This is a genomic window from Scytonema sp. NUACC21 (genome assembly GCF_054684315.1).
In genome coordinates this window covers 123,839-148,680 of the sequence record NZ_BAAFZH010000108.1, presented here as the reverse complement: position 1 = coordinate 148,680, position 24,842 = coordinate 123,839, and the positions used below count along the sequence as shown (strand labels likewise).

Sequence of the window (24,842 nt, the reverse complement as noted above, 5' to 3'; positions counted from 1 at the left end):
TTTTCAGCTAGGTTTGTTCATGGATATTATTTTACTTTTATTATGGGCTTTTGCTTAACTTCAATTTTATGAAGTTATGTCAAAGTAGTTTTGCACAATTTGTAAAATGCGCTTTGCTGCTTGCCCATCACCAAAGGGGTTAATTGCGTTTGCCATTGCTTGATAAGCGGCTGGGCTGGTTAGTAATTCAACACCGGCACCACAAATGCTCTCACTTGAAGTACCTACCATTTTAGCAGTACCAGCAGTTACAGCTTCTGGTCTTTCTGTAGTGTCTCTCAGCACCAGTACTGGCTTACCCAAACTAGGTGCTTCTTCCTGCAAACCTCCAGAATCAGTCAGCAGAAAATGCGATCGCATAATTGCCCCTACAAGTTCGGCATAGTCTAAGGGTTCTGTGAGAAAAATCCGGGGGTGGTTACCCAAAAGTGCCTGTAGAGGTTCTCTCACTATTGGGTTGCGATGTAACGGTAAGAGCAAAGCTGTATCGGGAATTTTATCAAGTATCTGTAAGAACCCTTGAGCAATACCTTGCAACGGCTCACCCCAATTTTCCCGACGGTGAACTGTTGCTAGTAAAACACGGTATTGAGACCATTCTAAACCCGGTACATAACAAGCAGGTTCGCGTGCGGCAACACCAAGCAACGCATCAATCACCGTATTTCCGGTTAAGTGAATTTTACCCAAAACACCAGAACGTTCCAAATTGGTTACTGCTAGAGGAGTTGGTGCAAAGTGCAGTTGAGTTATTTGTGAAATTAGCCTTCGATTAGCTTCTTCCGGATAAGGATTGAATAAATCATCAGTTCTTAACCCAGCTTCTACATGACCCACAGGAATTTTTTGGTAAAATGCTGCCAATGCTGCTGCGAAAGCTGTTGTTGTATCTCCCTGTACAATCACCAAATCTGGCTTGTTGTTTTGAAATAATTCTTCCAATCCTTTTAAACTTCGACAAGTAATGTCACTTAAAGACTGCTTTGGCTGCATAATCTCCAGATCGTAATTTGGCTTGAGGTCGAACAACTGCATAACTTGTTCCACCATCTCCCGATGCTGCCCAGTTAAAATGACCTGAGTGTCAACCGTAGAGGAGCCTTGAAAAACCTGAATAACAGGAGCTAGTTTAATGGCTTCCGGACGTGTTCCCAATATAATGTGGATCTGTTTCTTAGTCATTAGTCATTAGTCATCAGTCATTAGTCATTAGTTATAACGATTTCTACTGGCATTGAATATAGCTTTTACAAAATGGCTAGGATGTGAGCCTGTAGATTAGAGCAGGCAAAGCTTCTTAAGAATTCTGGAAAAATCTCTAAGTAGGGTGGGCACTGCCACCACTACAACTGACTACCACTAAAACTAGATTCTGTGGCAATTTTTACATAGCGCTCTTCAAGCACTCTGGAAAAAACTCTAAGTAGTGTGGGTACTGCCCACTCTAGGAGGTTTCTACGAGGTTTCAATAATCAAATAAGCTTGCTATAGTTCTGACAAAATATTGATGCTTAACTATTGTTACCAGTGACGAAGAACTCATAACTAATTAAATGAAAAAACCCGGCAGAACCGGGCAGATGTACTGTTTGTCGAATTAAGCGGCGGTGGTTATTTGAGTTCACAAGTTAATGGGCAAGCAGCATATACGGATGTAGGGTGGGATATTTCGGTTTCTCCATGCAGCCAACTCAACCACTTCACTTCTTTAGGATGAACACCCTTAAAGGTCAGAACACCTGCAGCTAAAACAACAGCCATCACATTAAACATAATTAAAGCACCTGCTACAAGCAAAACTGCACTTACAGGCATGACCGATTGCAACACAATTGACAACAGACATCCGACCGTAGCCATTAAAACAACAAGAGGAAACCCGACAACCAGCAAACATACTGCCAAGGTGAACGTCCATATTAAAAAGCTTTTAATCATTAACAAAGAGTAGGTCTTGCCTAAATTAGATGTCTGAGACAAAGCCATAACTTGTATTCTCCAAGTAAAAACAAAAATTTGAATTTAGCAAATCTCGCTTGGATTTAAAGCGGGATCGAGCAACTTAGAAGTTAAGTATATAAAAACCAATTGCGAAAATGAGCATTTATTTAATAAACTTTACAGTTAATCTTTTGCAATTATGAAACTCCATCTGGTTGAGTACTTGGTTGAAAACTTGTTGTTCTCATCTATCTTGCGGTAGAGACGGTTCCAATCCTTAATTTTTAAGGTTTATTTCAAATCGTTGGTCTCTGCTTCTGTAACATTTCTTATAAAACAAAGCCCTGTTTCTCATAATTTACCTACAAGATTGAATCAATTATGGAGTAGTGATTTTACGGACAACAACAACGATAAAAATTAAGAGCTTAAAAATTTTTCTCATATAAAAATAAAGTTCCTTTAAAAAAGAAATTGTATAAAAATTAATAAAAAAACTAAGCAAATTCCCTGAATATCTTTAGCGTTTATCATGTAATAAATTAGTTATAGATAGCTCAGACAGTTTCTTTACCTGATAGCGAGCACACGTAGAAGAGAAAAAATGATACACATTAAGCCAAAAAGATGAGATCGGTCATAAAAACTGCTTTTATGCTCCGGTTTTTAAAAGAAGTAGCAAGTTATTAGGCTGGAAATGAGAGTTGCATCTATCTCAAGGTCAATTTTTGTTTAACTTTTGTTTTAAATTCTCTATCAAAAATATTTGTAATCAAATATGACAGAATCACAGCGTCCATTGAGTTCCACAGCAAATTCAACCCGTGGTGTTCCTCCATTACCCCCACCACCACCGACGATGGGTACGATGCGTCAGTCTACACAGACTTTAGAGTTACCCATCGGGCAAACCAACCGGGCTATGACAGCTAATTCCGCAGCATCTGCACCCCCACCCCCACCTCCTGCTTCTGTCTCTGCTCATCGTCCTGGAACACCACCACCAATGCCTGCTTCCACACGTTCTAAAAGCAATAGTTCGGGGCTCACTCTGGCACAGATTGTACGAGAAGCTTTTGATAAGGGATATTCTGACATTCATTTGGGTGTGGGTGAAGTGCCTCGTTTCCGCAACCGAGGAGAGATACAGATGACAGAGTATCTAGAAACCGATAAACAGGTGTTTATGGACTGGATGCGGGAGATAATGACTGATGCAGAAATTCAACGTTTTGAAGAACAACTAGAATTTGATGGAGCAACTCAATACGAATTTGCTCGCATCCGGATTAATATTTTTGACTCTCTTAAGGGCTATGCAATGGTGCTGCGGTTAATTCCGCTAAAAATATTAACAATGGAACAGCTGAGGTTACCTTCTGTTTTTAAAGATATCTGTCACTACCACAAAGGTTTAATTCTAGTCACAGGTCCTACTGGTTCCGGTAAGTCAACCACAATGGCAGCGATGATTGACTATATCAATACAGAAATGGCCAAGCACATTATCACCATTGAAGACCCGGTTGAATTTGTTCACAGGAGTAAAAAATCCTTAGTCAAGCAACGGGAAGTGGGTATGCATACCCGAAAGTTCGACAATGCTTTGAAAGCGGCTTTGCGGGAAGACCCCGATTTGATTTTGGTGGGTGAAATGCGGGATAAAGAAACTGTGAACACAGCCTTAAAAGCGGCACAAACAGGTCACTTAGTTATGGGAACTTTGCATACCAATAGTGCTGTGAAAACCATTGAACGTATTCTCAACCTTTACAATGGGGATGAACAGGATGCAATGCGGGTAGCTATTGCTGAGTCTCTAGTCGCAGTTATTGCTCAAGGTTTGTGCCGCACAACTGATGGAAAGCGTGCTGCATTCCACGATATTCTCATCAACACTGATGCTGTTAAGGATTGGATCAAAGATGGTAAGTATGATGCAATTACAGAGTTGATGAAGCAAGCGAGTTTTGATGGCATGGTCACGATGAACCAGTCTCTACTCAACCTTTACTCTGAAGGTCGCATCACCGAAGAAACTGCCCTAGAAATGTCACCGACTCCAAACGAAATGGCTCAATTCCTCCGTGGTAGAGTGTAAGTATAGAAAGGATGAAGTTTAAAGGATAAAGTATGAGTTTTGTGTAGTCTCCTTTATTCTTCATCCTTTATCCTTCATCCTTTATCCTTATTTCACAGCTTTGGCTTCAGACAAATCAACTCACCCTGTCCTGTTTAAAGGTATCGCGCTATTTACTCCGGGAGGAGATTTAATTTACTGCATTGACCCTAGCAAACAAGGTCGATGGCATTTGCATTTGTGCGCCACTTTACAGGAAATTTTAGACTTACCAGAACCACCTCATTTTTTGGTACCTTGTTATACGGCAACTATTGACCGCTGGTTAGATCCACGAACTAAAAAAATACAGGTTTTCGCTGAAGCTTACCCAGTAGTCATGCGACATCAAGCCGTGCTAAATGCTATTTTTGGTACGGGGGAACTTATGTGGCAATCGACACCTTGGGCAGAAGGATTGTGCGATCGCATGGTTTTGGCATCATATCGTTCGACATTTCCCCAGCTTTGGGAAGACCATGACCTAGTTATGCGTCTGGATCTTTCCGAACCAACATCTTCATACTATCAACCCGTAGTATCCTCCCAACAACCGCAATCAGAAACACAAGGGTATGTTCTTCGTTTATTTGTTGCCGGACATAGTGCAGCCACTGAACGAATTTTACAGAATTTACACGAACTTCTAGAACAATATCTCAGTTATCCTTACACCTTAAAAGTCATTGATGTTTTAACCAATCCAGAACAAGCAGAAACCAATCAAGTTTCTGCAACTCCGACTCTTGTCAAAGTTTGGCCTCTTCCCATTCGACGGATTGCCGGAGATTTGGATAATGTAGAGAAAATTTTACAGATGTTGGGCGCTACTGAATCAGTTAATAGCTAGTCGTTGCTGGTTAGATTGTAAAGAGTTCTTCGCCACTAGAAGGATGAATGCCGCTCGCCATATCCAAATCCTGCTTAGATGCTCCTAATTTGAGGCGAGATCGCCAAGTCAGGGCGTGTTCAATGCCTGGAATCTTTGGTTTAGTGGGTTTTGCTCCTACTGCAATCAAAATCTTGTCAGCAGTTACTGGACGATTGCCAACGACTACTGTCTAAAAATTAGCTTACAGTTATTAGCCCTAACACCACCTTATGTTTATTCACACCAATTTACCAAACCTAACGTAGCAATATTGCCGATCGATAAATCTTTGACTATCATGAACTGTCACTAATTATCCTTCTTAAAGGAGTTATAACGATGATTCCAGTCCAAGATGGCAATGCACCATCACCGATGATGGCTTTTTTCCAAATTGCTTGTGGACATTGGATTTCCCAAGCTTTGAACGTAGCAGCTAAGTTAGGTGTTGCTGACTTGCTTAAAGAGGGAGCCAAGAGTATAGATGAACTCGCAGAATTTACTGATACCCATCCTCCATCACTTTATCGATTGCTTCGCAGTCTAACGAGTGTTGGAGTATTTAGCGAAGTTGAGCCACGAACATTTGCCCTAACTCCAATCGCTGAATATCTTCGGAGCGATCGTTCCGATTCCTTGCGTTACTTACCATTGACAAACTGTGACGAGTGGCAGTGGCGTATTTTCGGTGAATTATACCACAGTGTCAAAGACGGTCAATCTGGGGTAAAGCACGTTTATCAAGTTGAGCACTTTTGGGAATACTTATCCCAAAATCGCGAGTCAGAAGAATTCTTCAGTAAGGCAATGACTGGTGTTGCTAGCCACTTTCACACACCGTTGTTCAAGTCTTATGACTTCTCTAAGGTGAACATGATAGTAGACGTAGCTGGTGGTCAGGGCACTATGATTTCGTCCATTCTCAGAACCAACCCACATCTACGTGGTATTCTTTTCGATACACCACAAGTGGTTGCACAAGCTATCGACGTATTGGAAAAACAAGGAGTAGCCAACCGATGCGAAACAATTGGTGGAAACTTTTTCCAATCAGTTCCTAGCGGCGGTGATGTCTACACTTTGTCATACGTCCTCTGTGACTGGGATGATGAAAGTTGTATTACCATCCTCAGGAATATTAGCAATGCTATGGTTCCAAATGGCAAGGTGTTGGCGATCGATTCCGTTATCCCTATAGCTAATGAATTTCATTGGTGGGGCAAATGGGTAGATTTGGTAGAAATCGTTTTTGGCTCTGGAAAAATACGCACTGAAGCAGAATATAATCACCTATTTCAGTCAGCGGGTTTTAAATGGGTTCGCACTTTATCCCCCGACAATCCCGTAAGTGCGATGGAATTAGTTCGAGCATAAAGAGGCTGTGTTTTTCTCACCTCACAAAGTGAGATACTCTCTCTTTTGAGATTATTATCTAAGACAAAAAAGCATTATTGATATTGCAGTCAAATTTCAAAATATCAGGTAATGCCATTTTTTTATGAAATTTTAAACTAAGATTGCTGGACAAATATGTTTAATAACAGCCTTTGACAAAAAGTTGGAAATATATATATATAATTAACCATATTTTAATGTAAAAAAATAACCGATCTCTTGACATAATTAACAGCAGTTTTGATAAATAAGAATTCTTCTAGATAGGAGTTAACGGTGGGCAGTGCCCACCCTACATTTGCGAGCTGGTTTTTGTTACAGACCTTCACGAGTAAGACACCCGTTCTACTTACACAAATTTACTAATTTATGTTATGTAGTTTTTCTGTATCTAATTTTTTAGATATTCTTCAAAATTAAACCTTCTAACGCCTGTTGTAAGTCTTTTGTTAAATCGGCAACTGCTTGTCTTGCACCTTGGCGATTTGCTTTATAAGTAAGGTAACGGTCGGAAACAGATAAGGGTTCTCCTATCGTTATTGTTACTTTTTGTTTACCAAGAGTTGGGCTTTGGAAAGGATTTCCACCTGTAATCCGTGCCACGACATTCCATAAAAGTAAAGTGGTCTCAGCAAAACGTTCTGCTGTAGGTTTTTCTCGGACATATTTGCCTGTGACTGCAGCCAAATTTTCTACAAGTCTCATGTGCCACATTCGTAAATTCGCTTCTTCAGCAATGCGATCGCCCAAAGCGCGTTCTAAAGGAGGCAAAGCTTTTATATCTTTAAATTCTTCTCTAAAAATATAATTCCATCCTGCCTGTTCTACTCGACGGCAGCGATCGTTAAAATTTCCTTTAGGTTGCAAGTCAAAATAATCTTCTGCAACTTGTAAAACGACATTTAACACAGCTTGAAGACGAGCCGCGAAAAGTTCATTTGCATCTTTTGTCACCTCATCAGTAGGGACTGGTAGTTTTTGATGGTAAAACCGTCTGTAAAATTCTTCCATTAAAGATAATAAATGTTCGCTTAAAGCCATCAAGCGAGGATAGAGGGAGTCAAAGGTAGGAACAAAAGAGGGAAGAGGGGATGTGGATACACCAACGGTGCTTTCCAATTCACTTAAGAGGTTGGCGATCGCATTCCAAGGAGCAGCAACGTAACTGTATTGAATACCGACTGGTACAATAAAAACCTGTTCCTCCCGCTTCTCTTTTTGCAAATCCTCAGCACACCAAAAACCCATTTGGGCAATCCCTGGTTCTAAAGGATTGACAATTTCCGAAAGACCGTTTGTAGCTCCTTCAGGTGCAGCTGCCATTGGAAACCGACCATTGGCGAACAAGCCACGCACCGAACGCAATCCGGTCCAGTCTGCCTTACCTCGTTGGATAGGCGTCCCTCCCAAACGGGATGCAATCCAACCAATATGTGAGCCAGCCCAGAGAGGAATTCCACGGTCGTAGATAAAATGCGCGTGAATGGGATGTTGTAGCGCAGTACCCCTATGTCGTGCTAATTTGGGCAGAATGTGAGAAAGCAAGTAGCCAAAACAGAGGGGATCTTCCGTCTTTGGATGACGGAAAGCCATCATAAAACGGATCTTCCCTTCTTGAAACTGGCGGTACATATCCACCAACACTTCTACGTTGTCTGCTTCAATATGGGTAATTGCTGTTTGCCAACTTATCCATTGGGGTAAAAACAACTGGAAAACTCGTAAAAACAAAGGATTTAGTGTCGGGGGAATAAACTCTAGGGGTGGCTGGGCTTGATGAATCATATCGGGCAAGGCGCTTTTCTCCTGAAGTTGCAAGCGGACATTTTAAAAAAGTTTATTAAAGTAAGCTTGCTTATACCTTTTGGTACCTTATAGCAAGCTCATAGACTAACTTAACTGACTAAAAGATTATCGAATTTGAAAAGGGGACAAAAGATGCGACTGTCACAAATGTTATTCGTCACACTTAGGGATGACCCAGCAGATGCTGAAATTCCCAGCCACAAACTCTTAGTACGTGCAGGGTACATTCGTCGCATCGGTAGCGGTATATATGCTTATCTTCCGTTCATGTGGCGGGTATTGCAAAAGGTCTCCCAGATTGTCCGCGAAGAAATAAATAAAATAGGTGGGCAAGAATGTCTCTTACCACAACTACAACCTGCTGAGTTATGGAAAGAGTCCGGACGCTGGGACGCTTACACCAGAGGTGAAGGTATCATGTTTTACCTTAAAGATCGCCGCGACCAAGAACAGGCTTTAGGACCAACTCACGAGGAGGTTATTACGGCGATCGCTCGTGATATGATTCGTTCCTACCGCCAACTCCCACAGGTTCTCTACCAAATTCAAACCAAGTTTCGCGACGAAATTCGTCCTCGCTTTGGCTTAATGCGCGGGCGAGAATTCATTATGAAGGATGCTTACTCCTTCCATGTGGATGAAGAAAGTTTGAAAAAAACTTATCAAGATATGGATACGGCATATCAAAATATCTTGCGGCGATGCGGCTTGGAATTTCGTGGTGTACAAGCCGATCCCGGTGCAATTGGTGGTTCTGGTTCGCAAGAATTTATGGTACTAGCAGAAGCTGGCGAAGATGAAGTCTTGTACACAGAAGATGGACAATACGCTGCTAACGTGGAGAAAGCTGTCTCTTTACCACCTAATGCAGAACGTTCACCTTTCACTAGCTATGAAAAGCAGCAAACTCCAGGGACGGAGACTATTGAGAAAATTTGTAAATTTCTTAAATGTTCCCCTACTCAGGTTGTGAAAAATGTTCTTTATCAAGCAATTTTTGATAATGGAATGACTGTGCTTGTGTTGGTAAGCATCCGAGGAGACCAAGACGTTAATGATGTTAAGTTGCAGAACGAGGTGACAAAGCAAGCTTCTCAGTATGGTGCTATGGGGGCTATTAAGCTGATAGTTCCAGATGCAGAGGCACAATCAAAATTAATGGCTCAAGCTTTGCCTTTAGGCTATATTGCACCTGATATTGCAGATAGTTACATTCAACCTACCAAGGATGTTGCACCCAAATTCTTACGTTTTGTTGATAAAACAGCAATTGAGTTAAAGAATTTTGTCACGGGTGCCAATGAATCCGGTTACCACGTTGTGGGAGCAAATTGGGGTGAGCATTTTAAACTACCTGAACTTGTTATAGATGTACGCAAGTCAAGACCAGGGGATCGTGCTATTCACAATCCCGAACAACTTCTGATAAGTGCTCGTGGAATTGAAGTTGGTCATATTTTCCAACTTGGTATTAAATATTCCCAAGCAATGGGTGCAATGTATACAAATGAACAGGGTGAAGAAAAACCGCTATTCATGGGTTGTTATGGTATAGGTGTATCGCGATTGGCTCAAGCTGCTGTGGAGCAATCTTACGACAAAGACGGAATTATCTGGCCCGTTGCGATCGCACCTTATCAAGCAATTGTTACAATTCCTAGTGTCAAAGATACCCAACAAGTAGAAGTAGCGGAAAAACTGTACGCAGAACTCAATCAAGCGGGTATTGATACCCTGCTTGATGACCGTGATGAGCGTCCGGGAGTGAAATTTAAGGATGCCGATTTGATTGGAATTCCTTACAGAATTGTGACGGGACGAGCGATCGCTGATGGCAAAGTTGAAGTTGTTGAAAGAAAAAGTCGCAATTCTCAGGAAATTGACATTCCTGAAGTTGTATCTACTATAAAGGAGTGGATTAACCAAAACAGAGGATAAAGGATAAAGGATGAAGGATAAAATTGTGAACTTCATACTTTATCCTTCATACTTCATACTTCATACTTCATACTTTTATGGAACTCCTCACAATTGTCCTATCTGGTTTGCTAGGGTTAATTGCTCCTGTAGGATTGGTAATGGATCGAGCTGCTGAAAGTGCTATTCGCTCTCAGTTTGCAAAAGTCGAGCAGTTACAAGTACGAGTTGACAACGCCCCCTCTCACCAACTGCTACAAGGAAAAGTGGAACGCCTGAGGGTTGCTGGGCGTTCCTTACAACTGAAACAGCAAAATTTGCAAATTGCTGCTTTAGAGTTGGAAACCGATCTCATTGAATTAGATCCGCGTAGTTTTGGAAGAAAACCTAAATTTCAACGACCTTTACAAGCAGGGATGCGTTTAGTTTTAACTGAGCAGGATATTAACAAGCTTTTACAATCACCAAAATTCCTAGCTCAATTGGAAAAAATGATAATTACCGTGGACGATACATTTAATACAGAGGATAATTTAGTATATAAATTTGTTAATCCAACTGTAAAATTTTTAGCAAACAATCGATTGAGCTTCCAAGTAGAATTACAGAATAAAAGTCTGGATAACCCTTTATTGATTAGGGCAGAATCAGGTCTAAATATTATTGGTGGAAAATATGTTCAACTTGTCGCTCCGGTGGTTGCTGTTAATGGTGAAGAAGTTACGCCTAAATTTTTGAATCAAATTGTGAACAATATAAACAAACAATTGGATTTGGGAAGATTAGAAGGTGACGGTCTACAAGTACGAATTCTAAAATTAAATATGAAGCAACAAGAGTTAGAAATGGCAGCATTCATACGAATAGAACCGTCCTCTAAGTTCTTGGAAACCCTGGGCTCATAGGTAACGTCTTTAACCCGGCTTCTCCTTAACGCAAGTAATTTTTCTATTTCAGACTAAAGGAAGGATTCAATATGAAAGAACAACAAGGTAATCGTATTTCTTCAGGTATCATTGCCGCTATTTCAGCAGTGGTTCTTGCTGCTAGTGGTGGTGTAGCTTTATACATTTGGAATTCTCATTCTTCTACAAGCAACACTTCAACTCCACCAAATAATTCTCAGCCAGTTAAACCGGGTACTGGAACACAAGCCCCTATCGGACAAGCGGCTCAAGTCTTTTGGCTGCAAGATAACGGCACAAAGCTTACTTTAGTTCCACAAGCAGTCGCATTGCCAGCAGGAGAACCCAATCAGGTTTTAGAAGCGGCTTTTAAAACCTTATTAGCAGGACCAACAGAGGGAACAGGCTCCACTACTATTCCAAAAGAAACCAAGGTACTGGGTGTCAAGGTAGAAAATGATAGTGTCCACGTAAATTTATCAGAGGATTTTACCAGTGGAGGCGGCAGTACCTCAATGATCGGTCGTGTAGGACAGGTTGTTTACACTGCAACAACTTTAAACCCCAATGCCAAGGTGTACATTGAGGTGAATGGCAAACAGTTGGATGTTTTAGGTGGTGAAGGTTTAGAACTGGAACAGCCTCTTACACGTCAAAGCTACGATCGGAATTTTGAACTGTAGAGACGTGATATATCGCGCTGTATATTAGTCATTCGTCCTCAGTCATTAGATAGGACAAAGGACAAATGACTAATTACTTACTGTTCAAGACGCGAAAGTTGCGGGCTTGCTGTTCTAGTCTAGTGGCGAGGCGATCGCAAACTCGGTTACACAATTCAAAAATCATTTCATCTTCCACCCGGTAATAGGCACTGGTTCCTTCGCTACGACGGCTGAGTATTCCTGCTTGCCACATGACCTTCAGGTGTTTCGATACATTAGCCTGAGAAGTTTGTGTTGCCTCTACCAATTCTTGCACGCATTTTTCTTCATCCCGCAGTAAATGCAACAGCCGCAGACGCATGGGTTCACTCAAGAGGCTGAAATACTCAGCTACTTGTTGCACAACTTCCGGCGGTACAGGCAACGCTTGTTTCATCAGGGTAGAACCGTAAGGACGCAACTGAAAAATTTAACAATGACCATTCGATATATAGATTAATACTTAATCTGGCTTAATTCGCATCAAAGGTTGACCAAATTCTACTGGTTCACCATTTTGTACGAGAATTTCCATCACTTGTCCTGATACTTCCGATTCAATTTCATTCATAAGTTTCATTGCTTCTATAATACAAACTGTTTGATTGCTCTTAACGCGATCGCCCACTTGCACGAATGGCGTTTCGTTTGGACCGGGGGCGCGGTAAAACGTTCCCACCATTGGAGAATGAATTTCAACTAGTTTTGAGTCAATGACGGGAGAAGAAGTTGTGGGCGAGGTTACACCTCTAGTAACAGCACTGCTATCACTAGAGACAATTTCCGTCGCGCTGGGTGGTACTACCGATGGTGGTGGAAGCGCAGTCAATCCCGAACTAACCGCACTTACCCCCACTTGACTTACTGACAATACTTGATTGTTGACATTTACAGCCTTACGAACGGTCAATTCAAAATCATCACTTTTGAGAGTGACTTCTGCAATGTCTGTTTGTGCAATAGTTGTCAGTAGTTGGCGAATTTCGTTAAAGTCCAATGGCACAGTTTTTCTTACCTCTTGCATCAGGTAGTAGACAGACCCATCCGTAAAGTTAATTTTTGTTAAGGCAGGGACACAAATCCCTGTAACGGATGAAACTTGGGATTTGCATATTCGAGGTGAAAAGAGGGTTATTCCCTGCCAAGGTATGTATCGTTACGAGTGTCGATACGGATACGCTCTCCCTGGGAAATAAATAGTGGAACCATGACCATTGCTCCTGTTTCCACAGTTGCAGGCTTTGAACCACCTGTTGCGGTATCACCCTTAACACCCGGATCTGTTTGTACAACTTCCAATACCACCGAGTTGGGCAGTTCTACCTCTAGGACTTGGTCATCCCAACGAACTACGTTCACTTCCATACCTTCTTTGAGGTATTTTACACGTTCGCCGATTTGAGCGACGCTCAATCTGCCTTCTTCATAAGTTTCCATATCCATAAAGACGTATTCTTCACCGTCTTTATAAGTATGTTGCATTGTGCTTTTTTCCAGGTTAGCTTGGGGAACTGTTTCTCCAGCGCGGAACGTTCTTTCCACGACGTTCCCACTCTGAGCATTTTTCAGTTTTGTCCGTACAAATGCAGAGCCCTTACCTGGTTTAACATGGAGGAATTCCACCACTCGCCATACAGACCCATCTAACACTATAGATACGCCAGGTCGAAAATCGTTACTGGAAATCATGAAACCTTCACATTTTGGAGACAATCGGGATTTATTTTAACCCCCATTAGGAGTAATTAGTCATTAATCCTTGCTGATTAGTTATTAGTACTTAGCAAAAGGGAACAGGGAACGGGGTCAAGCTCCTGTAAGATTAGCTAAAAAATAAAAAATAAAAATTAAAAGCATTTTTGCTGATTTTTTTGGGTACATTATACCACCAACAGTCAATAAAATATTGACAAATCAACAAAAATCCGTGGAATAAAGAGAGTTTTAGTTTTGGGCGATGGCGTTGGAAGACGGCGCATTTTCGCAAGCAGTGTTCTTCTGTTCGATCTAGCTTCGGTATGGTGCGGTCTATCACTAGATATCAACCAGCTTATTATTGCCAGGGCAGTTCGGGGAATTGGTGGTGCGTTGCTAGTTTCAGGAAGTTTAGAACAGGGATAGTAATATTTATACCAGATATTAAGTAAGGCGGGCAGTGCCCACCCTACATATTGAGTTTTAATACGCGAAGGACTGATAAACTTCTTCTTTAGGTTTATCTTCAATTGAAGAAACAATTGGGTTAAAACGTAACAAGTAACGAGCGCGAGGGGAAAGTTTATCCATAGCCGATTGTGGAACATGAATACACACCTCAGGACGAAACAGCCATCGGCGGCTATAGCCAATGACCACCATTGGACGTGGCGTTGCTGTGCGGTTGGGTGTCCCTCGGTGCAAACCCCGGACATCGCGGATCAACACGTCACCAACTCGCATTGTGACTGGTTCTAATTGGATCTCACCCGACTCCATGCGGCGCAGCCCTTCTTCCTTCGACATCATAATGTGTGCCGCGTGTAATTTCCATTGGTCCATTTTCTAGGGTGATATCGACAAGCGGGAAATTTACTGCAAGTTGATACGGGGGCGTTTCCTGACCAGTTTCGGGAAACAGTGGCAAAGTATCTCGATGCACATCCTGATATTCCGAACCAAGCAATGGCGTGTCGGTTGCCAACTGGCACATCACCATGTCTTTGCCTACTAACAGTTCGACAATCGCCAAAATATCCTCATCTTCGTAAATATTTGGATCGGCAAAAGGAGTTGTAAACGGAAGCGTGACATAATAGCGGGCTGAACCTCGATTCTGCAGCTTGCCTTCACCCTCAATATAATCCTGAAGCAATGGTGCAAAAGCCTCACGCCAAGCATTGAGTGTTACCGGAGATATGTGATTGGGCAACATGCAGTACCCATCATTTAATACTGCTTGGGTAAATGATTTAATTTCTTGTTGGTTATAACGTTGTATGGTCATATACTAATTTTAAGAGCAAGCGATCGCAATAACCATCAAATAGGTGTTAAATCTTGTTACAACGTTTCGGTAATCATCCCGATTGCTTACGCTTTGCAAATTAAGAGAACCATCCATGATATCTCCAGAAAAATTCATATGGCTACAAGAACGTACCCCTTTAGAGCTTCTCTCGCCTGCATCGTTAAACGCGTTAGCTCAAGTCATTGAAGAAAAAGTTTTTCCAGCAAACTATCGTTTAGTGACCGAAGGGTTTTCTCCAGACGCGCTATATATTCTTTTAAAAGGTAAGTTGGAAAGCGAAAGTAGCAATCCAACTAACCCAACGTTAGCTGTTGGGCTACTCCCTGGAGCAGTTATTCACCTACAAGAACTCCTGCTAGGTGAATTGGCTCAACGCACAATTGAAACAGTTACGGAATGCCACTTCTGGGTTGTGCCTGCTACAAAATTTCGGGAAATAGTGACTCAATACCCCGAAATTGCTCAAGCGGTTTCTCGTCGGATGGCACAAGAATTAGCGCAACTGACATCTGCTCTAACCTACGAACAAGAACGTTCTGTTGCCCTGCGACCCTACTTAGTTACCAAAGCACGACGTGGGATTGTGGGGACAAGCCGTTATGCAGTGCGCTTGCGAGAGGAAATTAGAAAAGCCGCTCTTGAGCGTAAATCGGTATTAATTTTCGGCGAACCAGGGCTAGAAAAAGACAATATAGCTGCTTTGATTCATTTTGGTTCACCTTATAGACGAGAACCCATCATCAAAGTCAACTGTGGTATCCTGCAAACAAGCGGTGCAGATTTGTTTGGTCGCTTCGGTGGTAAACCAGGACTGTTGGAATGGCTTGGGGAAGGTACTTTAGTTCTCAACAACATCCAAGAAACACCCCCCGAGTTGTTACCTGCTTTGGCACAATTGTTACAAACGGGTCAATACAACCCCGTAACTCGTTTGGGAGAAGCAACTGCTGAACCTCGTACCAGCCGCGCCCGTATCTTAATTATTGCAGAAAAAACCCAATCTACTATTGACCATGCTGTGGGTCATGTTATCAAAGTGCCTCCATTGCGAGTGCGGAAAACTGATATCAAAGCACAAGCTGAGTTTTACATCAGTCTTTATACTCGGGCACGAGGAATTCCACGACCAAGAGTAACACCAGAAGCACTGCGCCGCTTGCAATCCTATGATTTTCCAGGGAACCTGAAGGAGTTACAAAGCCTGGTGGAACGAGCCATAGTACAAGCAGGCGAGGCAAAAGAACTGACAGAAGAAATTCTGTGGTCAGCCGAAACTAAGAAAAAGAGATTTCGGGTCAATCTTTTAAATGCTTATCCCAAACTCCGAAACTTTCTCCGCAGTTCTTGGTGGCCAGATCGTATCAATTATGGTTTTACTTTAATTGCCTTTCCCATTATTGTTGCGATACTGTTTGTGGGTCCACAAACACGCGATCGCAATTTTGCCCTCAATTTATTTTGGGCTTGGTGGTGGTTTTTTTTCTTATTAGCATTTCCCTTTTTGGGTCGTATTTGGTGTGCTGTTTGTCCCTTCATGATTTACGGAGAAGTGTCACAAAAACTGTCTTTGTGGCTGTTTCCCCGAACACTAAGGCGTTGGCCCAGGCAGCAAGCTGAACAATGGGGTGGGTGGTTTCTCTTCGGGTTATTTACCCTTATTTTTCTGTGGGAAGAACTTTGGAATTTACCAAATACTGCTTACCTATCTGGATGGTTACTACTATTAATTACCGCTGGGGCGGTCATTTTCTCGACTATTTTTGAAAGGCGCTTTTGGTGTCGGTATCTTTGTCCAATTGGTGGGATGAATGGTCTATTTGCCAAACTTGCAATGACCGAACTGCGGGCACAACAAGGAATTTGTTCTGCAACTTGTACCACATATCAGTGCTATAAGGGTGGACCTCAAAAGGATGAGGGAATGGAAACTAATGGATGTCCCCTATATTCTCACCCCGCCCAGTTAGAAGATAATCGAGACTGCGTGTTGTGCATGACTTGCCTAAAAGCGTGCCCACATCGTTCTGTTGAGTTCAATTTACGTCCTCCTGGGATAGAACTGTGGACAACTCATGTACCTCGGACTTATGAAGTAGCATTGCTGTGTTTACTCTTAGGAGGTGTGTACCTCCATCGTTTGCCAGAGTTGCAAGCTTGGTTGGGATTACATATCGATCTCACACAGTTTCTGCCCCATTTAGGTCTATCACTGTGTGCTTTGATTGTTCCTGCTGTTCTTCTCTTTGCAGCGTATAGTTTATCTCGTTTTAGATCTCACTTGAAGCCACGACCATTTATAGAACTTGCTTATGGTTACCTACCACTTGTGCTTGGGGGTACCTTAGCTCATTATCTTCGTTTAGCTTTAGCAGAAGGAGGCCGTATCTTACCCGTCACTTTTGCAACATTTGGTCTCAATGGCGACCAATTGCCTACATTAGTAGCTCATCCGGCAGTGATTGCGTTTTTACAGGGCAGTACTTTGATTTTTTCAGTGCTTTTAACAGTTGTACTGACACAAAAAATCGCTCGTCAACCCATGCTTTCGCTGTTTTGGCAACACCTAGCAACTGTAGGATTGGGTGCAAGTCTGTGGGTGATTATTGTGAATGTTTAATGGTCAATAATGAATAGCTAATAGCTAATGGCTAATGGCTAATGGTACAACTTTATTAGCAATTAGCAATTAGCATTATGGCATCTTTTTTACAACCCCCACGCTTGCGTATTGAAGAGGAAGGAGAAGAACGACGCGCTACTTGGCTGGAACTGTTTTACGACTTAGTGTTTGTCGTTGCAGTTTCTCAGCTTGCTCACTATCTCCACGACAATGTTTCGTTTTCAGGATTGTTGGGATTTGTAGTTTTATTTAGACCAGTTTGGTGGTCATGGATTGGCACCACATTTTATGCTAACCGCTTTGATAGCGATGACATAGGGCGGCGACTGCTAGTAAGTTTACACGTAGTTACGGCAGCGGCAATGGCTGTTAATATACACCACGGTTTGGATGAAAGTTCTGCTGGTTTTGCGATTTCCTATGCTCTTGGTCGTATCGTTCTTGTCATTGAATACATCCGTGCAGGACAGCATATTCCCACAGCACGTCCCCTAACCACTCGTTTTGCCGTGGGTTTTGCAATAGCTGCCTTGTTTTGGTTTGTATCAGCTTTTATACCTAAACCTTGGCACTTTGTATTCTGGGCAGTGGGACTGACTATTGACTTTGCTACACCCCTTACAGCAACCAAGGTGCAGCTTCAGTTACCGCCCCACCCCTCCCACTTACCAGAAAGATTTGGGCTGTTTACCATTATTGTTTTAGGTGAAGCAATTGTTGCGGTAGTTGATGGTGTCTCTAAACAAAATTGGCAGTTTTTAACTGTTATTGCCGCAATTTTTGGTTTATGTACTGCAATCGGCTTATGGTGGGTCTATTTTGATAATCTTGGTGGTACACCGATTCGCAGGTCACAAGCAGAGGGCAGGGTACTTCTTACTAATATCTGGCTGTACACCCACTTACCCCTCGTTTTCGGCATTGCTGCTACTGGTGTTGCAGTGGAACTTGTATTACTAAGCAAACCAGAAGTTCCACTACCTGATGAGTTGCGTTGGCTGCTTTGTGGTTCTCTTGCATTATGCTACCTATCTTTAGGTGTGCTTCACCGTCTTGGAGTTATTCTTTATTGTAAAATCCGTACTACCTATCGAATAGGAGCAGCGGTTGTTCTCCTAGCGCTTGCATTTCTGACCAAAGGTTTGTTACCTGTTGTTGTCATGGGACTTGTAGCTTTAGTTAGTGTTGTACAAGTGGTGCAAGATGCAACTCAAAGCCGTCCTACAACCCGCTTAGTCGATCCAGAAATTTAACTGAAGGATGAAGGATAAAGGATTAAGTATAAAATATAAAATATGAAGTATAAAGGATTAAGTATAAAGTAAATTCTATCAATAACTTGAGAGGTCAGTATCCATTTATTAACCTCTTAACCTTTTTTCATCCTTCATCCTTCATACTTTATCCTTCATCCTATCCTTTATACTTTAATTGGCAACAGACCACCTTACATAGGGACGAGAAGCCGCAATAGTTTTGTATGTAATTTCGCGAGCAGGTGCAGTTATTCTTCGCAAGTCTACGCGAAAGTGTGCTTGTTTATTTTTAAATTGCACGTTGTAAAAACTGAATTCTTGATTTTGTGTTTGACCTATACAAGAGGCGTAATTACTACGTAAAGGAGAAATGAATTCAACAAATTGTTTATTATTAGATGAAACTAACTTAGTGGAATCAGCAAATCCTCTGGTATCTGCAACTACTGTATGTTCTGCACCGCCTTCAAACGGCAGTAAAAACCACCACAATCCAACTGTTTCGGGGCAGGTTCCAGAGATACGCTGCACTTTCATTGTAACGTTGGGTCCCGATAGTGGTCTTGATGATGTTTGTGGTTGTTGAGTTTGTGCTGTAGCAGACAGTGTACTTGCTACAAATAAAGGGGGTAAAAACCCAAGAAAAGTGGTTATTTTAGCTAAGTTTTTCATAATTGGCAATTTTTTATGAAATTTAATTATTTCCAGAAATTCTGGACGTAGAAGAAATGCAAAAGTGCCATGAAATTTAGAATTATCGTGTTGTTAGCTACAGTTCTGTTTAAGATAAGTCAGCAAGAATGTAAATAATATCTAAAATGCAGCTTTTCCTGTCAGTTATGCTGCCCATTCATGAAACCTCGAATTATTGTCTGTGGCTTAGGACTAACCGGATATAAAGTCTTTCGTTTGCTGAGACATCAGGGGGCACTAGTTGTCGGCATTCATCACCAACCTATCCCTAATGAAACAGCGACGGATGTGATTATTGGCGATCTTTACGCAGCTACTACCCTGATTGCAGCAGGAATTCAGCAGGCGCATACAATTGTGATTGCCGGACCTGACGATGAACTGAATTTAGCGATTCTGATGCAGGCGCGGGTATTGAATCCGCGAATTCGGATTATCAATCGCTTCTTTAACACGAGTTTGGGAGAAAGACTGGATCAAACTGTACCGAACCATTTGAGTATGAGTGTTGCGGGTTTGGCAGCACCAGTCTTTACCTTCGCCGCTTTGGGTAACAAAGCTATTGGACAAATTAAACTTTTTGGGCAAACTTGGCCCATCCAAGAAGAACTCATTCACGCTCATCACCCTTGGCTGGGTCGAAAACTAAGGGATCTATGGGACGATCGCTCGCGAGTTTTGATTTACTATCTACCAGTAGAAGGTGAGATGGATTTAGTGACTGCAGTGTCATCCCAACAAGAGTTGAAGGTGGGAGATAGGCTCATCATCGGAACCCAACCTTCCATTCGTCCTAGCCGTAAATCACTTTTTGCAAAGCTGCTGAAAGTCTTTACCAATCTTCGGCAATTTAAACAACACGCTCAGTCGGTTTTGGTGGGAGCTTTAGTCTTAATATTTATTATTCTGGTTGCCACTCTCACTTATGTGTCTGCCGAACTCAATATGTCTATTGTTGATGCCCTGTATTTTTCTGTAGGCATGATTACTGGGGCAGGTGGTAACGACGCATTAATAGCACAAGCTCCTATGAGCATCAAGCTATTTACCGTTGTCATGATGTTAATTGGCGCAGCCGTCTTTGGTATTTGGTACGCCCTGCTTAATGATTTTATTTTAGGTACGCGCTTTAAACAATTTTGGGATGCAGCACGAGTGCCTCACCGCAATCACTATATCATTTGCGGCTTAGGTGGTATTGGCATAAAAATCGTCCAACAGCTCCATAATAGCGGGCATGAAGTTGTTGTGATTGAACGCGATTCCAATAATAAGTACGTCAACACTGCCCGTGGATGGGGTATTCCCGTTATTCATGCTGATGCTAGCTTCCCCGCAACACTTAAAACCAGCAATGTAGAAACTGCAGCAGCACTACTAGCCATGACAGGGAACGATGCTACTAATTTAGAAATTGCGTTGAAAGCAAAAGGATTAACGTCTAAAGTGCCAGTGATTGTCCATTACGCAGATCCCGATTTTGCTGGTATGGCGCAACAGGTGTTTGACTTTGAAGCAGTCCTTTGCCCTGCGGAACTAGCAGCCCCAGCATTTGCGGCTGCAGCACTTGGCGGAAAAATACTTGGCAATGGCATCACAGGAGATAGCCTTTGGGTGGCGTTTGCGACTTTGATTACACCCGCACATCCTTTTTGTGGTTTGCGAGTGGGAGAAGCTGCTATGTCCGCTGACTTTGTTCCTTTATATTTGGAAACAAATTCCCAAACCATTCACGGTTGGGATTTATTAGAAACGAGCTTAAGTGGTGGAGATATTTTGTATCTTACAATGCCGGCAACTAGGTTACATCAGTTATGGCGTCATTCTCCTACACAGGTTATGGCAAGTTAGACGAAAATTGGTTGGTTTGTATCGGCTTCTGTTGTTAAGTATTCATTTTTTCTGTGCTACTAAAAGTAACATGGCTAAATCCTTATTATCAACAGGATCTAGAATTTCCATCTGTTGTAATAAGTAACCTGCTTGAATGACCTCTTGCATGATGTCGTTTGACCAACCAATGTAGCGGATAGCAATTTTAGGATTTCGTTTAAACATCAAACAGCGAGTCTCAGGATTAAAGTATTTCCTCATTTGCTCGGTGTCTGGAACTTCGTTGCACATACTACTGATGCTGAGGATACCACCCGATTTTAAAACGCGGTAGGCGCTTTGCAGGAATTTAGAGCGATCGCTACCTATAATACAGTGGAAACAGTGGCTGTCCAAAACAATATCAAAGGATTCATCTGAAAACTCGTCTAGCCGTAAAACATCACCAACTCTAAATTCTATTGCCTCAATATTGGCTTGCTTGGCATTCTCAATTGCCCATTCAATTGCTGTTGGAGCAATATCGACTCCTACCACTTCATATCCTTTAAAGGCAAGGTAAAGACCAATGTTACCAGCCCCGCAGCCAAGTTCTAGTACCCGACCGCTACGAGGAAATTTCTCGAATTGAAATAGCCGTTCCCATTCATAATTAAAACAACGTACAAAGTCTTCATTTGTAGCATCCCAACCAACAAAACCTTCAGTCTTTTTGAAATTTTGATACGCCTGTTCGTGAAGCAGATAATTTGTTTCCATGAACATTCTTTTAAGCTATTACACATTTAATTTGTTTTTTCCACTAAACACCTCTTACTTTTCACGTGGAATGGAAAACCTCTCTCTAAATCTCTCTCCTACAAGGAGAGAGACTTTGAATTTTGGGTTTGAAAGTTAGGTTTTTTGTCGGCTTTTCCACATAATGTGAAAAATCAGGAACATTTGTGTCTAAATTCATAGACTTTTCATGAAAGCAATACACTTATCCATCTGCTCGCGCATGATTTCAGGATTGGCATGATATCTCCGCCCATGTCCGGGTAACACCCACTCAAAGGAGTAATTAGCTAGCTGGCGCATGGATTTAATCTGTTCTGACCAAGAGTACCAGTTGTAATCTCGAAAGGCATAAAGCTGCTTGAGTTCATCAGACCAAGCAAGATGATCGCCAGTAAACAGAAATTTGTTTTTGTACAGTAGAACTGTGTGCCCTTCGGTATGACCGGGAACTGGAATAATTAATAGCTCAGGTGTTAGGGAAAAGGGTTCTGAACCTGTCAGCTGTATTTCTACATTACGAGTACTTCCGGTAATCTCTTCTTTATGGAGGATGCGATCGCATTTGAAATGGTCAGCAAACTTTTGATGATCTGCCACATCATCCTTGTGCGTCAGGTACATATAGCGAATTCCCCCCATCTTTTCCAATTTTTTGACCAAAGGCGGGGCAAATTGGGGAGAATCAACCAAAACATTACCTTCAGGGAGTTGAATAAAGTAACTGGCACTCCCATAAGACTTTTTGGAATGATAGCCGCAATGGTAGACATTCTCCTCCACAAGAATCGGAAAACTCAGCTGAGCGATTTTGATATCTTGGGGCGTTTCAACTGTGCCAATAGAACTGGTGGGACAAGATAAAAGAGCTTGAAGTGCTGCCAATCTTTCCTTTTCGTTAGCTGGCTGATGGTGAACTGCTGACTTTTCTCCAATGTCTGAAAATACCTCTGGAGCCATCCAACGGCAGGTATCACAATCTATACAACTGGTATCGACGTAGAAGTCACCGCTAACATTTTGGGGGAGACGTAGATTGAAATTAGCCATAATACTTAACCTCTTTCAGCCAATGACTGTCTGAGTAGGGTGATTAACTCTGTATGTAACTACGTTAGCAAAAGTGGTGACTTACTCCCACCTAACCATAAGTGTATATTGTAGTCTGAGGATTATTTGTAAATCCTAGAACTGATTAATTTTCTACAGTGAGTGTTACAGCCCAGTCATAAAATTTTTAGTAGTAATCGCTGTTTTTTACTTAATTTTTTTGGTATTTAATAATGATTTTTAATTAAATATGTATTAAAAAACGGTACTTAATATACCGTTTTTTTACTCTTAATTTATTGCCACATCGAACCTATTTCTAGGTTGTAAACTATTGTTTCTAGACACATATCTTGCACCTATACGTACCAACCCAGATAACGTAAAAATCTCAGCAATAACCCTACCTTTTTTCAATCGGCTTTCATCGCTAAATCAAGGATCTTAGATCTCATACTGAGCTATTTAATTACATCAAACTCTCTAAGTGCAAAATGTGAGTAGATTAATTTTTAAGAGAATGCTATCTGCGTGACTGAGAAAGGAAGGTTGAGCGTATCCTCCACAGCCATTCTTCGCATCCAACTTTTTGATTCAGGAACCCATTTGAAACCGACTTGTTTTGCTAATTCCCGATTCTCGTAAGTAACATTAGCTTTAAACATAGCTTTGGGGCTTAAGGCTTTGTCAAACATACCTGTTAAATCTTCCATCCGATCAAAAAGACTTGCGATTAACTGGCAATCTGTAAGTGCTCTATGAAGTCCAAAAATTCCAATGTCATGCGCTGCTGCTAATTCAATCAAAGATTGCCTTGGTCGAGTTTGACGAGGCCATTCAAAATCAGTACAGGTACAAAGCCAAGGCAAAGGTTCATCATTACGGTTCAATAAAGTTGGTAAGACACTTCCTCCATTGTTTGCACAACCAAACCATTTTTTATCAAACTCAGCATTGTGAGCCACAATAACTATCTCAGAAAAGCAAACCTCAGTTGGGTAGATTTTCGGGAAATCAAGCTTATTAGTGCGGATTTAACTGGTGCAACTTTAGAAGAAGGTTGTTTAAATGATGCTGACCTTAGTAGAGCCAATCTTAGTGGAGCCAATCTTATTAGTGCTGACCTCAAAAGTGCTGACCTTAGTGGAGCCAATCTTAGTAGTGCTAACCTCAATAATGCTGACTTTACTAGAGCCAATCTTAGTAGTGCTAACCTCAATAATGCTGACCTTAGTAGAGCCAATTTTAGTAGTGCTGATTTAAGCTATAACGATTTAGCCAATTTTAACCTAAGTGATATAAATTTAAGTAGAGCTAACTTAAGCTCTGTAAAGCTTAGCAAAGCTATTTTGAGAGGTGCTGACCTAAGTTACGCTAATCTTGAAGACACTTTCCTTGAAGGTGCCGATATGAGTAAAGCTAACCTTACAGGCGTTAAGATACGTGGATTTGACCAGAATGGAGTTGAATATTATAAGGTAGATTTGAGAGGAGTAACTTTGACCGATACAATCATGCCTAATGGCGAAATTTACGAGGGTGGAATTAATAACTACTTTGAATATAACAAAAATTTAGAAGAGAACTCATATGATGAAGTGTTCTAGCTCTTAGTTAAACGAAAGCCAAGCTTCTATGACAAAAATTTTTTGAAGATGAGCTAGCTGATGTTTAGATGAGATTTAAAAAACGCAGTAATCTTCTAGAAATTTCCGCAGAAAATAAAGGAAGTAATTATTAATGCTGAAAAAAAAGTATTTAATATTGTTATTAAGTCAGCCAAGTGTAAATTAATCAGAGAAGGCTTTGATTTAATGGAACCCAAAGTGGCTTATAACGAAGTTGTTGCCTTTTACTTTGCATTAATAAACACCCATCCTGAAGGTATTAGTGTTCCCTAATTGAAAATGAAGGGTGGCATTGTCACGAAACTTTGACAATTGGCAAT

Annotated in this window: 24 protein-coding genes; 11 read left to right on the top strand and 13 right to left on the bottom strand. The window is 41.5% G+C overall.

Annotation, left to right across the window (positions count from 1 at the left end):
- Positions 1-66: 66 nt before the first annotated feature.
- Complete coding sequence (gene wecB, locus ACYRY3_RS41175; RefSeq protein ID WP_460207617.1) at positions 67-1,182, bottom strand: non-hydrolyzing UDP-N-acetylglucosamine 2-epimerase; 1,116 nt, start codon at positions 1,180-1,182, stop codon at positions 67-69.
- Positions 1,183-1,611: 429 nt separating this feature from the next.
- Positions 1,612-1,986: a hypothetical protein gene (locus tag ACYRY3_RS41170; protein ID WP_460207616.1), complete on the bottom strand. Its 375-nt coding sequence runs from the start codon at positions 1,984-1,986 to the stop codon at positions 1,612-1,614.
- Between the two features lie 733 nt (positions 1,987-2,719).
- Here ACYRY3_RS41170 and ACYRY3_RS41165 point away from each other — a divergent pair.
- Entirely contained in the window at positions 2,720-4,042 is a 1,323-nt protein-coding gene (locus tag ACYRY3_RS41165) for a type IV pilus twitching motility protein PilT (RefSeq protein ID WP_460207615.1), read from the top strand.
- Positions 4,043-4,142: 100 nt separating this feature from the next.
- On the top strand, positions 4,143-4,910 hold the full coding sequence (locus ACYRY3_RS41160) for a circadian clock KaiB family protein (RefSeq protein ID WP_460207614.1): 768 nt from the start codon (positions 4,143-4,145) through the stop codon (positions 4,908-4,910).
- Between the two features lie 10 nt (positions 4,911-4,920).
- On the opposite strand, the gene ACYRY3_RS41155 is transcribed toward ACYRY3_RS41160, so the two are convergent.
- Positions 4,921-5,079, bottom strand: coding sequence for a hypothetical protein (locus ACYRY3_RS41155; RefSeq protein ID WP_460207613.1), 159 nt, complete (start codon positions 5,077-5,079; stop codon positions 4,921-4,923).
- Between the two features lie 191 nt (positions 5,080-5,270).
- Between ACYRY3_RS41155 and ACYRY3_RS41150 the strand changes: the two genes are divergently transcribed.
- A complete protein-coding gene (locus ACYRY3_RS41150) occupies positions 5,271-6,305 on the top strand; it encodes a methyltransferase (protein WP_460207612.1) in 1,035 nt (344 codons plus the stop codon).
- 420 nt (positions 6,306-6,725) lie between these two features.
- Here ACYRY3_RS41150 and ACYRY3_RS41145 read toward each other — a convergent pair whose 3' ends face one another.
- Positions 6,726-8,120, bottom strand: coding sequence for a 1-acyl-sn-glycerol-3-phosphate acyltransferase (locus ACYRY3_RS41145; RefSeq protein WP_460207611.1), 1,395 nt, complete (start codon positions 8,118-8,120; stop codon positions 6,726-6,728).
- 144 nt (positions 8,121-8,264) lie between these two features.
- Between ACYRY3_RS41145 and ACYRY3_RS41140 the strand changes: the two genes are divergently transcribed.
- The 3 genes from ACYRY3_RS41140 to ACYRY3_RS41130 all read left to right on the top strand — a co-directional run bounded on the left by ACYRY3_RS41140 (position 8,265) and on the right by ACYRY3_RS41130 (position 11,637).
- A complete protein-coding gene (locus tag ACYRY3_RS41140) occupies positions 8,265-10,070 on the top strand; it encodes a proline--tRNA ligase (protein WP_460207610.1) in 1,806 nt (601 codons plus the stop codon).
- 77 nt (positions 10,071-10,147) lie between these two features.
- Positions 10,148-10,954 carry an LmeA family phospholipid-binding protein gene (locus tag ACYRY3_RS41135; protein ID WP_460207609.1) on the top strand — a complete coding sequence of 269 codons (807 nt, stop codon included), beginning with the start codon at positions 10,148-10,150 and terminating at the stop codon, positions 10,952-10,954.
- Positions 10,955-11,025: 71 nt separating this feature from the next.
- Positions 11,026-11,637 (top strand): GerMN domain-containing protein, encoded by a 612-nt coding sequence (locus ACYRY3_RS41130; RefSeq protein WP_460207608.1) that lies wholly within the window; start codon positions 11,026-11,028, stop codon positions 11,635-11,637.
- 73 nt (positions 11,638-11,710) lie between these two features.
- Here the strand turns inward: ACYRY3_RS41130 and ACYRY3_RS41125 are convergent, their stop codons facing one another.
- From ACYRY3_RS41125 to efp, 3 genes are all read right to left on the bottom strand, one after another.
- Entirely contained in the window at positions 11,711-12,055 is a 345-nt protein-coding gene (locus ACYRY3_RS41125) for an ArsR/SmtB family transcription factor (RefSeq protein ID WP_460207607.1), read from the bottom strand.
- A 66-nt stretch (positions 12,056-12,121) separates the two neighbouring features.
- On the bottom strand, positions 12,122-12,661 hold the full coding sequence (gene accB / locus ACYRY3_RS41120) for an acetyl-CoA carboxylase biotin carboxyl carrier protein (RefSeq protein ID WP_460207606.1): 540 nt from the start codon (positions 12,659-12,661) through the stop codon (positions 12,122-12,124).
- Positions 12,662-12,789: 128 nt separating this feature from the next.
- Positions 12,790-13,347 carry an elongation factor P gene (efp, locus tag ACYRY3_RS41115; protein WP_460207605.1) on the bottom strand — a complete coding sequence of 186 codons (558 nt, stop codon included), beginning with the start codon at positions 13,345-13,347 and terminating at the stop codon, positions 12,790-12,792.
- 261 nt (positions 13,348-13,608) lie between these two features.
- Between efp and ACYRY3_RS41110 the strand changes: the two genes are divergently transcribed.
- Positions 13,609-13,779, top strand: coding sequence for a hypothetical protein (locus tag ACYRY3_RS41110; protein WP_460207604.1), 171 nt, complete (start codon positions 13,609-13,611; stop codon positions 13,777-13,779).
- 57 nt (positions 13,780-13,836) lie between these two features.
- On the opposite strand, the gene ACYRY3_RS41105 is transcribed toward ACYRY3_RS41110, so the two are convergent.
- Both ACYRY3_RS41105 and ACYRY3_RS41100 read right to left on the bottom strand, forming a co-directional pair.
- Positions 13,837-14,163, bottom strand: coding sequence for a hypothetical protein (locus ACYRY3_RS41105; RefSeq protein WP_460207603.1), 327 nt, complete (start codon positions 14,161-14,163; stop codon positions 13,837-13,839).
- Positions 14,120-14,641 carry a phytanoyl-CoA dioxygenase family protein gene (locus ACYRY3_RS41100; RefSeq protein ID WP_460207602.1) on the bottom strand — a complete coding sequence of 174 codons (522 nt, stop codon included), beginning with the start codon at positions 14,639-14,641 and terminating at the stop codon, positions 14,120-14,122. Before ACYRY3_RS41100 ends, ACYRY3_RS41105 begins: the two co-directional genes overlap by 44 nt.
- Positions 14,642-14,756: 115 nt before the next feature.
- Between ACYRY3_RS41100 and ACYRY3_RS41095 the strand changes: the two genes are divergently transcribed.
- Positions 14,757-17,282 (top strand): sigma 54-interacting transcriptional regulator, encoded by a 2,526-nt coding sequence (locus ACYRY3_RS41095; RefSeq protein WP_460207601.1) that lies wholly within the window; start codon positions 14,757-14,759, stop codon positions 17,280-17,282.
- A gap of 77 nt (positions 17,283-17,359) precedes the next feature.
- Positions 17,360-18,538 carry a low temperature requirement protein A gene (locus ACYRY3_RS41090; protein ID WP_460207600.1) on the top strand — a complete coding sequence of 393 codons (1,179 nt, stop codon included), beginning with the start codon at positions 17,360-17,362 and terminating at the stop codon, positions 18,536-18,538.
- Positions 18,539-18,712: 174 nt separating this feature from the next.
- Here ACYRY3_RS41090 and ACYRY3_RS41085 read toward each other — a convergent pair whose 3' ends face one another.
- Positions 18,713-19,213: a hypothetical protein gene (locus ACYRY3_RS41085; RefSeq protein WP_460207599.1), complete on the bottom strand. Its 501-nt coding sequence runs from the start codon at positions 19,211-19,213 to the stop codon at positions 18,713-18,715.
- Between the two features lie 180 nt (positions 19,214-19,393).
- Between ACYRY3_RS41085 and ACYRY3_RS41080 the strand changes: the two genes are divergently transcribed.
- Positions 19,394-21,085 carry an NAD-binding protein gene (locus ACYRY3_RS41080; RefSeq protein ID WP_460207598.1) on the top strand — a complete coding sequence of 564 codons (1,692 nt, stop codon included), beginning with the start codon at positions 19,394-19,396 and terminating at the stop codon, positions 21,083-21,085.
- Positions 21,086-21,127: 42 nt separating this feature from the next.
- Here ACYRY3_RS41080 and ACYRY3_RS41075 read toward each other — a convergent pair whose 3' ends face one another.
- The 3 genes from ACYRY3_RS41075 to ACYRY3_RS41065 all read right to left on the bottom strand — a co-directional run bounded on the left by ACYRY3_RS41075 (position 21,128) and on the right by ACYRY3_RS41065 (position 23,859).
- Positions 21,128-21,826 carry a class I SAM-dependent methyltransferase gene (locus tag ACYRY3_RS41075; RefSeq protein ID WP_460207597.1) on the bottom strand — a complete coding sequence of 233 codons (699 nt, stop codon included), beginning with the start codon at positions 21,824-21,826 and terminating at the stop codon, positions 21,128-21,130.
- A 195-nt stretch (positions 21,827-22,021) separates the two neighbouring features.
- Positions 22,022-22,894: an MBL fold metallo-hydrolase gene (locus tag ACYRY3_RS41070; protein WP_460207596.1), complete on the bottom strand. Its 873-nt coding sequence runs from the start codon at positions 22,892-22,894 to the stop codon at positions 22,022-22,024.
- A gap of 512 nt (positions 22,895-23,406) precedes the next feature.
- Positions 23,407-23,859: a 3'-5' exonuclease family protein gene (locus ACYRY3_RS41065; protein WP_460207595.1), complete on the bottom strand. Its 453-nt coding sequence runs from the start codon at positions 23,857-23,859 to the stop codon at positions 23,407-23,409.
- On the opposite strand from ACYRY3_RS41065, the gene ACYRY3_RS41060 reads away from it, so the two are divergent.
- The gene (locus tag ACYRY3_RS41060; protein ID WP_460207594.1) at positions 23,851-24,501 is read left to right on the top strand and encodes a pentapeptide repeat-containing protein; all 651 of its coding nucleotides are present in this window, start codon (positions 23,851-23,853) and stop codon (positions 24,499-24,501) included. The genes ACYRY3_RS41065 and ACYRY3_RS41060 overlap by 9 nt on opposite strands.
- Positions 24,502-24,842 lie beyond the last annotated feature (341 nt).

Excerpts from the sequence above, each read along its gene's own strand:
- ACYRY3_RS41165 (WP_460207615.1), top strand. The coding sequence starts at position 2,720 with ATGACAGAATCACAGCGTCCATTGAGTTCCACAGCAAATTCAACCCGT.
- efp (WP_460207605.1), bottom strand. The coding sequence starts at position 13,347 with ATGATTTCCAGTAACGATTTTCGACCTGGCGTATCTATAGTGTTAGAT.
- ACYRY3_RS41125 (WP_460207607.1), bottom strand. The coding sequence starts at position 12,055 with ATGAAACAAGCGTTGCCTGTACCGCCGGAAGTTGTGCAACAAGTAGCT.
- ACYRY3_RS41170 (WP_460207616.1), bottom strand. The coding sequence starts at position 1,986 with ATGGCTTTGTCTCAGACATCTAATTTAGGCAAGACCTACTCTTTGTTA.
- ACYRY3_RS41140 (WP_460207610.1), top strand. The coding sequence starts at position 8,265 with ATGCGACTGTCACAAATGTTATTCGTCACACTTAGGGATGACCCAGCA.
- ACYRY3_RS41095 (WP_460207601.1), top strand. The coding sequence starts at position 14,757 with ATGATATCTCCAGAAAAATTCATATGGCTACAAGAACGTACCCCTTTA.
- ACYRY3_RS41135 (WP_460207609.1), top strand. The coding sequence starts at position 10,148 with ATGGAACTCCTCACAATTGTCCTATCTGGTTTGCTAGGGTTAATTGCT.
- ACYRY3_RS41100 (WP_460207602.1), bottom strand. The coding sequence starts at position 14,641 with ATGACCATACAACGTTATAACCAACAAGAAATTAAATCATTTACCCAA.
- ACYRY3_RS41075 (WP_460207597.1), bottom strand. The coding sequence starts at position 21,826 with ATGGAAACAAATTATCTGCTTCACGAACAGGCGTATCAAAATTTCAAA.
- wecB (WP_460207617.1), bottom strand. The coding sequence starts at position 1,182 with ATGACTAAGAAACAGATCCACATTATATTGGGAACACGTCCGGAAGCC.
- ACYRY3_RS41070 (WP_460207596.1), bottom strand. The coding sequence starts at position 22,894 with ATGGCTAATTTCAATCTACGTCTCCCCCAAAATGTTAGCGGTGACTTC.
- ACYRY3_RS41085 (WP_460207599.1), bottom strand. The coding sequence starts at position 19,213 with ATGAAAAACTTAGCTAAAATAACCACTTTTCTTGGGTTTTTACCCCCT.
- ACYRY3_RS41150 (WP_460207612.1), top strand. The coding sequence starts at position 5,271 with ATGATTCCAGTCCAAGATGGCAATGCACCATCACCGATGATGGCTTTT.
- ACYRY3_RS41080 (WP_460207598.1), top strand. The coding sequence starts at position 19,394 with ATGAAACCTCGAATTATTGTCTGTGGCTTAGGACTAACCGGATATAAA.
- ACYRY3_RS41090 (WP_460207600.1), top strand. The coding sequence starts at position 17,360 with ATGGCATCTTTTTTACAACCCCCACGCTTGCGTATTGAAGAGGAAGGA.
- ACYRY3_RS41130 (WP_460207608.1), top strand. The coding sequence starts at position 11,026 with ATGAAAGAACAACAAGGTAATCGTATTTCTTCAGGTATCATTGCCGCT.
- ACYRY3_RS41105 (WP_460207603.1), bottom strand. The coding sequence starts at position 14,163 with ATGATGTCGAAGGAAGAAGGGCTGCGCCGCATGGAGTCGGGTGAGATC.